General features: G+C 73.7%; 14 protein-coding genes and 1 pseudogene. 9 read left to right on the forward strand and 6 right to left on the reverse strand.

The annotated features are described in order from the left end of the window. Positions 1-20 precede the first annotated feature (20 nt). From ACFWYW_RS35340 to ACFWYW_RS35350, 3 genes are read left to right on the forward strand one after another with little or no spacing between them, the layout of a single operon-like run. The gene (locus ACFWYW_RS35340) at positions 21-509 is read left to right on the forward strand and encodes a hypothetical protein (RefSeq protein WP_379612874.1); all 489 of its coding nucleotides are present in this window, start codon (positions 21-23) and stop codon (positions 507-509) included. Between the two features lie 46 nt (positions 510-555). After that, the gene (locus ACFWYW_RS35345) at positions 556-1350 is read left to right on the forward strand and encodes a cyclase family protein (protein ID WP_379612873.1); all 795 of its coding nucleotides are present in this window, start codon (positions 556-558) and stop codon (positions 1348-1350) included. Further along, complete coding sequence (locus ACFWYW_RS35350) at positions 1347-3278, forward strand: thiamine pyrophosphate-binding protein (protein WP_379612872.1); 1932 nt, start codon at positions 1347-1349, stop codon at positions 3276-3278. The genes ACFWYW_RS35345 and ACFWYW_RS35350 overlap by 4 nt, the downstream gene beginning before the upstream one ends. On the opposite strand, the gene ACFWYW_RS35355 is transcribed toward ACFWYW_RS35350, so the two are convergent. From ACFWYW_RS35355 to dhaK, 3 genes are read right to left on the reverse strand one after another with little or no spacing between them, the layout of a single operon-like run. Further along, positions 3275-3649, reverse strand: coding sequence for a PTS-dependent dihydroxyacetone kinase phosphotransferase subunit DhaM (locus ACFWYW_RS35355; RefSeq protein WP_379612871.1), 375 nt, complete (start codon positions 3647-3649; stop codon positions 3275-3277). The genes ACFWYW_RS35350 and ACFWYW_RS35355 overlap by 4 nt on opposite strands. After that, the gene (dhaL, locus tag ACFWYW_RS35360; RefSeq protein WP_379612870.1) at positions 3649-4263 is read right to left on the reverse strand and encodes a dihydroxyacetone kinase subunit DhaL; all 615 of its coding nucleotides are present in this window, start codon (positions 4261-4263) and stop codon (positions 3649-3651) included. Before dhaL ends, ACFWYW_RS35355 begins: the two co-directional genes overlap by 1 nt. After that, positions 4263-5243, reverse strand: coding sequence for a dihydroxyacetone kinase subunit DhaK (dhaK, locus tag ACFWYW_RS35365; protein WP_379612869.1), 981 nt, complete (start codon positions 5241-5243; stop codon positions 4263-4265). Before dhaK ends, dhaL begins: the two co-directional genes overlap by 1 nt. Before the next feature lie 55 nt (positions 5244-5298). On the opposite strand from dhaK, the gene ACFWYW_RS35370 reads away from it, so the two are divergent. Both ACFWYW_RS35370 and ACFWYW_RS35375 read left to right on the forward strand, forming a co-directional pair. Continuing rightward, entirely contained in the window at positions 5299-6483 is a 1185-nt protein-coding gene (locus ACFWYW_RS35370; RefSeq protein WP_379612868.1) for a cytochrome P450, read from the forward strand. After that, complete coding sequence (locus ACFWYW_RS35375; RefSeq protein ID WP_379612867.1) at positions 6476-7222, forward strand: lysophospholipid acyltransferase family protein; 747 nt, start codon at positions 6476-6478, stop codon at positions 7220-7222. Before ACFWYW_RS35370 ends, ACFWYW_RS35375 begins: the two co-directional genes overlap by 8 nt. On the opposite strand, the gene ACFWYW_RS35380 is transcribed toward ACFWYW_RS35375, so the two are convergent. Beyond that, positions 7223-7567 (reverse strand): VOC family protein, encoded by a 345-nt coding sequence (locus tag ACFWYW_RS35380; protein ID WP_379612866.1) that lies wholly within the window; start codon positions 7565-7567, stop codon positions 7223-7225. 107 nt (positions 7568-7674) lie between these two features. Between ACFWYW_RS35380 and ACFWYW_RS35385 the strand changes: the two genes are divergently transcribed. Next, positions 7675-8850, forward strand: coding sequence for a sensor histidine kinase (locus tag ACFWYW_RS35385; protein WP_379612865.1), 1176 nt, complete (start codon positions 7675-7677; stop codon positions 8848-8850). Beyond that, positions 8847-9530, forward strand: a complete 684-nt coding sequence (locus ACFWYW_RS35390; protein ID WP_379612864.1) for a response regulator — start codon at positions 8847-8849, stop codon at positions 9528-9530. Before ACFWYW_RS35385 ends, ACFWYW_RS35390 begins: the two co-directional genes overlap by 4 nt. Before the next feature lie 3 nt (positions 9531-9533). On the opposite strand, the gene ACFWYW_RS35395 is transcribed toward ACFWYW_RS35390, so the two are convergent. Beyond that, positions 9534-10232: an RraA family protein gene (locus ACFWYW_RS35395; protein WP_379612863.1), complete on the reverse strand. Its 699-nt coding sequence runs from the start codon at positions 10230-10232 to the stop codon at positions 9534-9536. 78 nt (positions 10233-10310) lie between these two features. Between ACFWYW_RS35395 and ACFWYW_RS35400 the strand changes: the two are divergent. Further along, positions 10311-10445: pseudogene (locus tag ACFWYW_RS35400) on the forward strand (Ada metal-binding domain-containing protein); the annotation flags it as partial. Between the two features lie 30 nt (positions 10446-10475). Then, a complete protein-coding gene (locus ACFWYW_RS35405) occupies positions 10476-11549 on the forward strand; it encodes an AlkA N-terminal domain-containing protein (protein WP_379612993.1) in 1074 nt (357 codons plus the stop codon). A 9-nt stretch (positions 11550-11558) separates the two neighbouring features. On the opposite strand, the gene ACFWYW_RS35410 is transcribed toward ACFWYW_RS35405, so the two are convergent. Beyond that, positions 11559-12365 (reverse strand): serine/threonine-protein kinase, encoded by an 807-nt coding sequence (locus ACFWYW_RS35410; protein WP_379612862.1) that lies wholly within the window; start codon positions 12363-12365, stop codon positions 11559-11561. Between the last annotated feature and the right edge of the window lie 632 nt (positions 12366-12997).

A 12997-nucleotide genomic window follows, 5' to 3' on the forward strand; every position in this document is an offset into this window, starting at 1 on the left:
GCGCGACGAGCAGTCCGTCGGTGATCCTTCTCGTCGCGGGACTGACGGCCGCGCTGGGGTTCCTGATCGGGTACTTCGCCGGGCTGGGCGAGGGGGAGCCGATCACCTCGCCGGGGCCGACGGTGACGGTCACGATGGACGAGCCGTTACCGGACGAGAGCGCCCCGCCCTCTGCTCAGCCCTCCTCTCAGGTTTCTGCTCAGCCGTCGGGTCTGCCCTCGTCGCTGCCGTCCGGTCTGCCCTCGGGGCTGCCTTCCGGGCTGACGTCCGGGCTCGCGGGCGGGACCAAGACGCTGGCCGTCCCGCAGGAGATGCCGCCCGGCACCTACCGCACCACCGGCCCCGCGCCCGGCCAGGGCACCTGCTACTGGGCCCGCCTCAAGGGCGTCAGCGGGATCGGCGACGTGATCGCCGCCGACATGGTCACCGGCCCCGCTAGCGTCACCATCCAGCCGGCCGACAAGGCGTTCCAGACCGGCGGCTGCGCCGACTGGGTCAGGGCATCCTGAACCCCCGGCGGGGGAATCTACAACCAAACGTCCCGAGGAGGATGCCATGTCCGTACTGCGCAGCCTGGTGGAGTCCGTCCGCAGCGGCGCGATCGAGGTCGTCGACCTGACCGCGCCGCTGTCGTCCGAGACCCCGATCCTGCAGCTGCCCGAGCCGTTCGGGAACACCATCCCCTTCCGGCTGGAGGAGATCAGCCGCTACGACGACCGCGGCCCCGCCTGGTACTGGAACGACATCCACACCGGAGAGCACACCGGAACCCACTTCGACGCCCCCGTCCACTGGGTGAGCGGGCGCGACGGCCACGACGTCGCCCAGGTGCCGACCGGTCACCTGCTCGCGCCCGCCGTCGTACTCGACGTGGCCGCCGAGGCGGAGAAGGACCCCGACTTCCTGCTGCGGGTCGAGCACGTCCAGGAGTGGGAGCGGGCCAACGGCGCGCTGCCCGAGGGCGGCTGGCTGCTGTACCGCACCGGCTGGGACGCCCGCTCCCACGACCAGGCCGCCTTCCTCAACGCCGACGAGACCGGCCCGCACAGCCCCGGCATCTCCGTCGAGTGCGCCCGCTGGCTGGCCGAGCAGACGCCCATCCTCGGCGTCGGCGTCGAGACCGTCGGCACCGACGCCGGCGCCGCCCACTCCTTCGACCCCCCGTTCCCCTGCCACTCCTTCCTGCTCGGCGCCGGCAAGTACGGCCTCACCCAGCTCCGCAACCTCGACCGCCTGCCCGTCACCGGCGCCGTCGTCCTGGCCCCGCCGCTGCCGATCGTGGGCGGCTCCGGCAGCCCCGTGCGCGTCCTGGCGCTGGTCGAGCATGCCACCCCCGAGGCCGCGCGGTGATCGTCGCGGAGGCCGTCGGGCGGCTGCTGGCCGCCGCGGGGGTGGACACCGCGTTCGGGGTGGTCGGCAGCGGCAACTTCCACCTCACCAATGCCCTGGTACGGCACGGCGCCCGCTTCGTCGCCGCCCGGCACGAGGGCGGCGCCGCCACCATGGCCGACGCCTACTCCCGCATGAGCGGCCGGGTCGCCGTGCTCTCGGTCCACCAGGGCCCCGGCCTCACGAACGCGATGACCGGCATCGCCGAGGCCGCCAAGAGCCGCACACCCCTGCTCGTCCTGGCCGCCGACGTCACCGAGCCGCACTCCAACTTCCACCTCGACCAGGCGGCGCTGGCCAGGGCGGTGGGGGCGGTGCCGATGCGGCTGACCTGCGCGCAGGACGCGCTGGAGGCGCTGCGGGTGGCCCGCGAGGACCGGCGCACGGTCGTCCTGAGCCTCCCGCTGGACGTCCAGTCCACCCCGGCCCCGGACTGGCCCACCCTGGAACCCTTCGTCACCCAGGCACCCACGGCCCCCCTTCCGTCCGGCCCGCACCCCCTTTCCTCCAGCACGGACATGCCTTCCCCCGGCCCGGGCACGCCGTCCCCGGTGCCGGACGGGCCCTCACCCCAGCAGGGCGTGCTCTCACCGGCGGAGGAGACCGGTGCGGCGGGGTTGGGCGCGGGTTCGCCCTGGGCTGCCGGGGCCGAGGCGCTTGGCGGCGGCCGTGGGGCTCATGAGGAGCTTTCCGGCGTGCCTGAAGCGGATCGCGGGGCCGGGCCTGGGGTGGGGGAGTTGGCGCGGTTGCTGGGGGAGGCTCGGCGGCCGGTGTTCGTGGCCGGGCGGGGTGCGCGGCACGTGCGGCGGGAGCTGGAGGATCTGGCCGACCTGACCGGCGCGCTGCTCGCGACCTCCGCCGTGGCCAAGGGCCTGTTCCGCGGCAGCCCGTGGGACCTGGACGTCAGCGGCGGCTTCAGCACCCCGCTGACCGCCGAGCTCATCAGCGGCGCCGACCTCGTGGTCGCCTGGGGCTGCGCGCTCAACATGTGGACCACCCGGCACGGCTCCCTGATCTCCCCGGGCACCCGCGTCGCCCAGGTCGACCTCGAACACCCGGTCGCCGCCCGCCACGTCCCGGTGGATCTGCCGGTGACCGGCGAGGTCGCCCAGGTGGCCGCCGCCGTGCGGGAACTCCTGCCGCCGCCGGAACTCCTGCCCACGCCGCCGGAGGGCCCGCCCGCCGGACATCGCCCGCCCGCCGAGTCTCGCTCCCCTGCCGGGTATCGCCTGCCCGCCGGGTATCGCTCGGCCGAGCTGGCCGGGCGGATCGTGGCGGAAGGGCGGTGGCGGGCGGTGCCGTTTGAGGACGAGACGGGGGGAGGGCGCATCGATCCGCGGACCCTCACCGTCGCACTGGACGACATCCTCCCGGCCGAGCGCGTCGTCGCCCCTGATTCCGGAAATTTCATGGGATATCCGTCAATGTGGATGGATGTCCCGGATGAGCGGGGCTTCTGCTTCACCCAAGCTTTCCAGTCGATCGGGCTCGGGCTGGCCACGGCGATAGGCGCCGCGCTGGCCCTGCCCGACCGGCTGCCCGTCGCCGCCCTCGGGGACGGCGGCGCGCTCATGGGCATCTCCGAGCTCGAAACCGTCGCCCGGCTCGGCCTGCCCATGGTGATCGTGGTCTACGACGACGAGGCGTACGGCGCGGAAGTCCACCACTTCACGGGCCAGCCGCACGACACCGTGACCTTCCCGCCCACCGACCTCGCGGCCGTCGCGCGAGCCCTGGGCATGGCCGCCGTCACGGTCACCGAAACCGCCGACCTGCGAGCCGTGTCCGACTGGCTGGACGGCCCCAGGGACCGCGCGATCCTCGTCCACGCGAAGATCACGAGAGAGCGGCCGTCCTGGTGGCTGGAGGAGGCGTTCAAAGGCCACTAGCCCTTGCGGAACGTGCGCGCCTCCTCGGCCGCGGCCACCACCTGGGCCAGCGGCGCCCCCGCGCCCGAGGTGACGGCGGCGGCCACCGCGCCCTCCACGAACGGCACGTCGGCCAGCACCACCCGCCCCGGATCCACCAGCAGCCGGGCGGTCAGCACCGAACTGCCCAGATCCGGGATGAGCACCACCCCGTCGCCCTGCTCGACCGCGCCGACGGCGGCCTCGATCAGGTCGAAGCTGGTACCGAGCCCGCCGCCGTCCGTCCCGCCCGCCGCGGCCATCGGCACCTGCTCGCCCGCGATGCCGCGCGCCAGCGCCACCGCCTCGGCGGCCAGCCCGGCGCTGTGCGAGACCAGCACGATCCCCACCATCACGCCTCCCCGCCCGCCGTGACCAGCGCGCCCACGATCAGCGCGGACGAGGCCGCGCCCGGGTCCTCGTGTCCCGCGCTGCGATCGCCCAGGTAGCTCGCCCGCCCCTTGCGCGCGACCAGCGGCACCGTCGCCAGCGCGCCCGCCCGCGCCGCCTCCGCCGCCCGCTCGAACGCCGCGCGCGGCTCCGCCCCATCCCGTACGGCTCCCGCCAGCGCCCTGGCCGCGGGCCCGAGCGCGTCCAGCATCGTCTTGTCCCCTTCCACGGCCTTGCCGAGCCGCGCCACCTCCTCCACCCCCGCCTGGAAGGCCGCCGCGAACTCGGCCAGGGTGAACGACTCGCCGAGCGCCTTGCCCATGGCCCGCAGCAGGGAGCCGTAGAGCGGTCCCGAGGCCCCGCCGACCTTCCTGATCAGCGTCACCCCGGCCACGGCCAGCGGCTGGCCGGGTTCGCCCGCCGCCAGGGCCTGCCGTACCTCGGAGAAGCCGCGGTCGAGGTTGGCTCCGTGGTCGGCGTCGCCGATCGCGGCGTCGAGGTCGGTCAGCCGTTCGCGCTCCGCCGTGACCGCCAGCGCGGCGGCCTCCAGCCACGCGGCGCAGAACGCGGCGTCCATCAGCGGCCCCATCGCAGTCCCGGCGTCTCGACCGGCGCGTCCCACAGCCGGGTCAGCTCGTCGTCCAGCCGGCACACGGTGACCGAGAAGCCCTGCATGTCCAGGCTCGTCACGTAGTTGCCGACCAGCGAGCGCGCCACCCGCGCGCCCTTCGCCCGTACGTACGCCTCCACCTCGGCGAAGACCACGTAGAGCTCGATCAGCGGCGTCCCGCCCATGCCGTTGACCATGACGAGCAGGTCGCCGTAGAGGGGCAGGTCGCCGTGGACGGCGTCCATCGCGACCTCGGCCAGCTCCCGCGCGGGGGCGTGCGGGACCCGGCGGCGGCCCGGCTCGCCGTGGATGCCGATGCCCAGCTCCACCTGGTCGTCGGGCAGGTCAAACGTCGGCTTGCCGGCCGCGGGCGTCGTGCACGAGGTCAGCGCGATGCCGAACGAGCGGCTGCGCCCGTCCACCTCGGCCGCCACCCTGGCCACCTGGGCCAGCGGCGCGCCCTGCTCGGCCAGCGCCCCGGCCATCTTCTCCACGAACAACGTGGCGCCGGTGCCGCGCCGGCCGGCGGTGTACAGCGAGTCCTGGACCGCCACGTCGTCGTCGACCAGCACGGCGGCCACCTCGACGCCCTCGGTCAGGTCGGCGGCCAGCTCGAAGTTGAGCGTGTCGCCGGTGTAGTTCTTGACGATGTGGAGCACGCCGGCGCCGCCGTCGACGGCCCGCGTGGCGGCGATGATCTGGTCGGGCACCGGTGAGGTGAAGACCTCTCCGGGACAGGCCGCGTCGAGCATGCCGTACCCGACGAAACCGGCGTGCAGGGGCTCGTGCCCCGAGCCGCCGCCGGAGACCAGCCCGACCTTGCCCGCGCGCGGCCCCGCCGCGCGGTAGACGACCTGGTCGGCCACCCGCAGCGACGGATGCGCTGCCGCCATGCCCTTCAGCGCGTCGCCGACCACGTCGCCGGGCGAATTGATGAGCTTCTTCATGGTCACTAACCAATGCCCGTTCTCACCGGAGAGCAAGCGGAATAGCGTGGTCCGGGTGGAGCTTGTCTACAGTCCTTACGATCCCGCGGTCATCGAGGACCCGTTCCCGGTCTACGCCAGGATGCGCCGCGAGGCGCCGCTCTACCGCAACGACGCGCTCGGCTTCTGGGCGCTGTCCCGGCACGCCGACGTCGCCGCCGCGCTGCCCGACAGCGACCTGTACTCCAGCGACCACGGGCCCATGATCGATCCCGGCGCGTGGGGGCCGAAGGCGCGTACCTACCTGTCGTTCGTCGCCATGGACCCGCCCGACCACACCCGGATGCGGGCGATCGTGGCCCGCGGCTTCACCCAGCGCCGCGTCGCCGCCCTCGAACCCATGGTCAGGCGGATGGCCCGCGCGTACGTGGCCGCCGCGGTGGACAAGGGGAGCTTCGACTTCGCCACGGAGCTGTCGGCCCGCCTCCCGCTCGACGTCATCTCCGAGCTCATCGGCGTGCCGCCCGCAGACCGGGCCGAGATCCGCGGCCGCTCCGACGCCCTGCTCCGCTACGACCCGGACGGCGAGATGGGCGAGGACGGGCTCAAGAGCATCATCGGGCTCGGCGACTACTACCTCTCCATCGTCACCGAGCGCCGCGCGTCGCCGCGTGACGACCTCGTCTCCGTCCTCGTCGCCGACGACGGGCTGAGCGACAGGGAGATCGTCGCCTTCCTCATGCTCCTGATCGGCGCGGGCGCGGAGACGACCACCCACCTGCTCAACGCCGCCTGGTACCACGCCTGGCGCCACCCCGCGCAGCGCGCCGCCGCGTTCGCGGGCGCGATCGGGGAATGGGCCGCCGAGACGCTGCGCTACGACACCCCCGCGCACGGCATCGCCCGCCGCCTCACCAGGCAGATCAAGCTGTACGGCGAGCGTCTCCCGCCCGGCGCCAAGATCTGGCTCCTCATCGGCTCGGCCAACCGCGACGAGAGCGCCTTCCCCGAGGCCGGCGCCTACGACCTGACCCGCGACACCTCCCGCGCGATCAGCTTCGGCGCCGGCCGCCACCACTGTCTCGGCGCCGCCCTGGCCAGGCTCGAAGCCCGCGTCACGCTGGAAGAACTCGTCCAGGCCGTGGAGCCGGGCTACGACGTGGACCCGTCCGGAATCCGGCGCGCCAGCCACGGCAACGTCCGGGGAATGGTCACTCTCCCGACCACCGTCCAACCTAGGCTACGGTTCGGGCATGGCTGAGATCGTGTACCCGCCGGTGATCGCGCTGGCGCGGACCCTCTTCAAGGTGATGGACTACCGCTTCCACATGGAGGGGACCGAGCACGTGCCGAGGACGGGCGGCGCGGTGCTGGTCAGCAACCACATCAGCTATCTCGACTTCATCTTCGCCGGGTTCGGGGCGCTGCCGTCCAAGCGGCTGGTGCGGTTCATGGCCAAGCAGGACGTCTTCGACCACAAGATCTCCGGGCCGTTGATGCGCGGCATGAAGCACATCCCGGTCGACCGGGGCGCCGGCGCGGGCAGTTACGCCACCGCGTTGCGCATGCTGAAGGCGGGCGAGGTCGTCGGCGTCTTCGCCGAGGCCACGATCAGCCGTTCGTTCACCGTCAAGGAGATCAAGAGCGGCGCCATCCGGATGGCCCAGGCCACCAACGTGCCCCTGATCCCGGTCGCCCTCTGGGGCAGCCAGCGGCTGTGGACCAAGGGCCGCTCCAAGCAGCTGACCCAGCGGCACGTGCCCATCAGCATCCTGGTGGGGGAGCCGATGCACCCCAAGCGCGGCGAGAACGTCAACGAGCACACCGCCACCCTGCAGACCCGCCTGACGGAGCTGGTCGACCGGGCGCAGCGCACGTACCCGGAGATCCCGCAGGGCGTCTGGTGGCAGCCCGCGCACCTCGGCGGCACCGCGCCGACGCCCGAGGAGGCGGCGGCCATGGACGCCGAGGAGGCCGAGCTGCGCGCCAAGAAGGACTGATCAGGGGCTGACGAGGCAGAACTCGTTGCCCTCCGGGTCGGCCATCGTCTGGAAGGCGCCCACCGCGTCCACCTGGAGTTCGCCGACGGCGCGCCCGCCCAGCGCGAGCACCGCCCGCGCGGCCCCGGCGGGGGAGGCGACGGCCAGGTCCAGGTGGAGGCGGTTCTTGACCGTCTTTCCCTCGGGCACCCGCTGGAAGGCCAGGCGCAGCCCGTCCGGCGGATGGACCGACGACCAGCCGGCGTCGCGGTGCACGGGCTCCGCGCCGAGGACGGCGGCCCAGAACTCGGCCAGGCGGGCCGGGTCGGCGCAGTCGAGGACGAGCTGGCTCTGACGGGCGATCACGCCGCACACCCTATCTCCCCCAGAAGGCGGATCTTCCCGGCGCCCGCGCATCTTAGGTTGCCTCCGGTCCAGTCGCCGCCCGGGGCTCGTTTACGCTGGCCAGACCGATGACGACCCTACGCCAGCTCCTCGCCGCGCACCCGCGCGCCGCCGACACGCTGTTCGCTTGCGCGGTGACGCTGCTCGGCGTGCTGCTGCGGCTGAGCGAGGGCCTGCCGGGCGATCCGGCGACCGCCGCGACGCTGCTGGCGCTGATCCTGGCCCAGGGACTGCCGCTGGTGTGGCGGCGTAGCCACCCGTGGCCGGTGATGGCCGTGGCCGGTCTGGCCTACGTGGTGTACGAGCTGGCCGATCCGGTCGTCGGCTACAACGACGGGGTGTTCGTGGCCCTCGCCGGGTACGCGGTGGCCCGCTACGCCCGGCCGCCGGGCAGCGCGGCGATGATCGTGGTGGTGACGGCCGCGGTGCTGGGGCCCGAGGTGCTGCGGCCGGTGCTGGGACGGCCCGCGCCGCCGGGACTGTCGCTCGGGCCGCTGGAGTGGGTGCTCGTGGGGAGCCTGGCGTGGGGATTGTGGCTGCTGGGCAGTGCGCAGCGGCGCGTACGGGATGATGCCCGGCGCCTGCGCGAGCTCACCGACCGGCTGCGCGCGGAACAGGAGCTCAGCGCCCGCCGCGCGGTCACGGCCGAGCGCGCCCGCGTCGCCCGCGACCTGCACGACCTGGTCGCCCACCACGTCAGCGCGATCGCCATGCAGGCGCGCGCCAGCGCCGAGGCGCTCCCCGGCGATCCCGGCGTGCGCGCGATCGGCTCGGCCGCCGACACCGCGCTGGAGGAGATGCGCCGCCTGCTGGGCCTGCTCGCCGACGGCGGCCCCGGCGACACCGGGCCGAGCGCCTCCCTCGGCCACCTCGACCGGCTGGCCGCCGCCGCGGAGTCGGCCGGCTGCCGGGTCGAGCTCACGTTCACCGGCCGGGAGGCGGCCCCGGTGCCGCAGGCCGCGCAGGTCTCGGCCTACCGCATCGTCCAGGAGGCCCTCACGAACGTCCTGAAGCACGCCGGCCCCGTGGCCGTCCGCGTCGACGTGCGCCAGGCTCCCGGCGGCCTGTCCGTCGTGGTCGCCAACGGCCCGCCCGCTCCGGGCCACAGCCCGCTGCCCGGCTCCGGTCTCGGCCTCATCGGCATGCGCGAGCGCGCCGCCCTGTTCGACGGCGACCTGCGCGCCGGCCCGCACCACGGCGGCTGGCGCGTCGAGGCCAGGCTGCGATGGGCGGCACCGGGATGATCCGCGTGCTGATCGCCGACGACCAGGCACTGGTCCGCGCCGCGCTCAAGGCCATGCTGGTACGGCGGGCCGACCTCGACGTCGTCGGCGAGGCGGCCGACGGCAGGCAGGCCGTGGCCATGGCCGCCCGCCTGTGCCCCGACGTCATCGTCATGGACGTGCGCATGCCCGGCCTGACCGGCGTCGAGGCCACCGCAAGCATCCTGTCCGGCTGGCCGCACCGCGACCGGCCGCGCCCGCGCGTGCTGGTCCTGACCACGTTCGACCTCGACGAGTACGTGCACGCCGCCCTGCGCGCCGGAGCCGGCGGCTTCATGCTGAAGAACTCCTCGCCCGAGCAGCTCGCCGAGGCGATCAGGGTGGTCGCGGCCGGTGACTCCATGCTGGCCCCGAGCGTGACCAGGCGGCTGATCGGCGCGTTCGCCGCGGTGCCCGCCGCCCTCCTGGACCCGCCGGAACGCCCCCGGGCGCCAGGACCGCTCACCCGGCGCGAGCTGGACGTCCTGATCCTGGTGGCCAAGGGCCTGTCCAACGCCCAGATCGCCGCCGAACTCGACCTGTCCGAGGCCGGGGTGAAGAGCCGTGTCAACCGCATCCTGACGAGGCTCGGGCTGGAGAACCGGGTCCAGGCCGCGATCTTCGCCTATGACAGCGGCCTGCTGCGGCTGCCCGGCGGGTGAGGATCACTCCTCGATGGCGCCGCCCACCGCGCGCAGGTACTCGCGGAAGGTGAGGCCGGGTGCGGCCTGCCGTTCGGCCAGATAGTCGCCGAACCGCAGCTGCTCGCGCAGGGAGCGGCCGGCGCGGATGCGGTCGGCCTGCGCGCGTTCGGCGTCTCGGATCCCCTCCGCCAGGCCGAGCACCTCCGCGGCCCGCTCGGCCGGCACGAACAGCACGCCGTCCTCGTCGCCCGCCACGAGGTCGCCGCGCCCCACCGTCCATTCGCCCACGCGGGCGCTGCCGAGCGCGTCGGCGGGCCGCGCGTCCAGCCGCAGCGGGCCGGTCGGCAGCGCGCCCATGCTGAACACCGGCAGCCCGATCGCCCTGATGTCCGCGGTGTCCCGGTGCAGGCCCCAGATGACGACCCCGGCCACGCCGGCCGCCCGCGCCTCCAGCACGGCCAGGTCGCCGACGCAGGCCTCGTCGGTGCGGCCGTCGTTGTCGACCACGAGGACGTCGCCCGGTTCTGCCGACTCGTACGCCTCCAGGAACACGTCGACGCTGCCGGCATGCCGGGCGGGCAGGACGCGTCCGATCACGCGGGAGCCGGGGACCACGGCGCGTACCGCCGAGGGTGCGCAGCGGACCTGGACTCCGGCGCGGATGCACCCGTCGGCCAGGTGCGCGGTGGTCAGGGTCGCGAACCGCTCAAGATCCTGCATGCTCCGACCTTACTTGGCCGTCTTGCGCGCGTCCGGATATGTCCGGCCTTGGGGCGGGGGGTGGCGTAGACATGGGGTATGACGGTGTATTCGGCGGTGGTGACGACGGGTATCTACTGTCGTCCTGGGTGTGGGTCGCGGCCGCTCGCGGAAAATATCCGGCTTTATGGGCATGCGGGGGCGGCGGAGGCGGATGGGTTCCGGGCGTGCCTGCGATGCCGGCCGTACCGGGTGGCGGGGCCGGTGTCGGCGGACGTGCCCCGGCTGGTGTGCGCCGCCTGGCAACTGATCATCTCCGGTGTTCTGGACGGCGGGACCGAGGCGGTGCTGGCCGAGCGGGTGGGCGTGTCGTCGCGGCATCTGCGCCGGTTGTTCCTGAAACATCTGGGGGCCAGTCCTGACCAGCTCGCGCGGTCGCGGCGGGCCCACTTCGCCCGACGGCTCCTGGACGACACCGATCTCACCGTGCTGGACATCGCCTTCGCGTCGGGGTTCGGGAGCCTGCGGCAGTTCAACAGGACCATGCGGGAGATCTTCCACGCCGCGCCCGGCGAACTGCGTGAACGCCGGCACCGGGCCGATCGGCTGGTCGCGGACGGCGGGCTGGCGCTGCGGCTGCCGGTTCTGCCGGGGTACGACTGGCCGGCCGTCCGGTCCTACCTGGGGGCTCGTGCCATCCCGGGGGTGGAGGAGGTGCGCGACGGTGCGTACCGGCGGACCGTGAGCCTGGACGGGGCGCCCGGCGTGCTCGAAGTGCGGGCCGGGAGCGATCCCGGCCACCTGGTGCTGACCGCGCACCTGCCCTACTGGGAGGGGCTCATCCACGTCGTGGACCAGGTCGGCCGGCTGCTGGGCCTCGACACCGATCCGGCGCCCGGGGCCGCCGTGCTGGAGGCTGATCCCGTTCTGGGGCCTTTGGTGGCGTCCCGTCCGGGGCTGACGGTTCCCGGCGCGTGGAGTCCGCTGGAGATCGTTGTGGCGGGCGTGGCGGGTGACGGGCTCGCGACCTTGGTGCGCGGCCTGGGTACGGCCGTGCCCGGGTTGCCCGGCGGGCTGACCCATGTCTTCCCCGATGCCGCGGCGCTCACGGAGGCCAACCTGGAGGCGCTGGGGCTGCCGGTCGAACTCGCCAAGGCGGCCACCCTAACCTCTCAGGCTGGTTCCGGCCTGGCCTTCCGGAGCGGAGATTCCGAGGGGTGGCCCGCGTCCGACCCCGCACTGCGCGCCGCGGTGGCCGAACTGTTCCCCGGAGGCGTCGACCCCGAGCGGTGGCGGCCCTGGCAGGCGCTGGCCGCCATGCACCTGATCACCCGCTGAACCGGGTCGTCAGATGGCGGCCTGGAAGCTGCTCGCCCGCACGCCCGCCAGCAGACCGGCCGTGTGCTCGTTGGTGAAGCGGCGGGCCGGGTCGTGGTGCAGCAGGCCCTCCAGCAGCGGGCGGAGGATTCCGGCGCGGCGGGGGGTCGGGAAGCTGCCGGTACGGGCCATGGCGAGGACGGTCGCGGCGTCCTGGCCCGGGTAGGGCGGCTGGCCCTCCAGGGCGCTGTACAGGGTCGCGCCGAAGGACCACATGTCGGCCTCTTTGGTGGCGGCGCCGCCGTACAGGCGCTCGGGAGCCATGAACGCGGGCGTGCCGCGCAGGCGGCGGGACGTCGTCGTGCGGATGTCGCCCTCGGCCGTCGCGATGCCGAAGTCCGTGAGCACCACCCGGTCGCCGGTGAGCATCACGTTCGCCGGTTTGATGTCGCGATGCAGAACGCCCGCCTGGTGCGCGGTACGCAGGGCGGCGAGCAGGTGCTGCCCGATCGCGGCGACGCTCTGGGCGGGCAGCGTGCCCACCTGGGAGAGAAGCTGGTGCAGGGAGAGGCCGTCGAGGTACTCCATGACGATCCAGAGCTTGCCGCTCTTCTCGATCAGGTCGTGGACCGTGACGATGTTGGGGTGCGTCAGTCCGGCGGCCATGCGGGCTTCCCGCAGCACTCGCCTGCGCACCACCTCGGCCTCACCGGCCAGCGTCAGCTCCTTGAGGGCAACCTCTCGATGGAGGAGCTGATCGAAGGCCCGCCAGACGACTCCCATACCCCCACGACCGGCCTCCTCGCTGAGGAGGTACCGTCCGCCGATCTCCCGCATGCCATCCCCTCGTTGCTCCGGGGCAATCATGTCATCTCAGCGCAAGCCATAGGGTACCTAACGTGATCTGGTTATGTCGGGAATAGTCAAGGTCCAGCTCAACGCCCCGGAAATTAGATCCCCACCCCTGCACGCGACCGGCCCCCAGAGCCTCGCAACTCGGCACCCCACCCCCCAAACCCCTACCCACAAGCACTTAACGCCGTTCTCCCACGCCCGTCACCCGCCCGCGCTTAAGGCCGTTCCCCACGCCTGCCACCCGCCCGCGCTTAACGCCGTTCCCACACGCGCTGCTCGCCGCCACCCCTGCCGTGCCGCCGCCGCGGTCTTCACCACGAGGTCTCGCCGCAGAGGCCGTTCCGACGCCGTGCCGGCATCTGCGCTGTGGCGCTTGCTGTGCCGTCACCACGCGGTCCGGCGTGACGCCGATGGCCCCGCCTTGCGAGGCGTCAGCCAGCGCGTCAGCGGCGATCCTGGTGGCGCCTCTTCCAGGGTTGTCGACCACTGGGCTCGTTGGTGTCCTGCGCGCTGGCGAGGGGCGAGGGGCGAGGGGCGAGGGGCGAGGGGCGAGGGGCGAGGGGCGAGGGGCGAGGGGCGAGGGGCGAGGGGCGAGGGGCGAGGGGCGAGGGGCG

Source organism: Nonomuraea sp. NPDC059023 (assembly GCF_042740095.1).
Taxonomy (GTDB): Bacteria; Actinomycetota; Actinomycetes; order Streptosporangiales; family Streptosporangiaceae; genus Nonomuraea.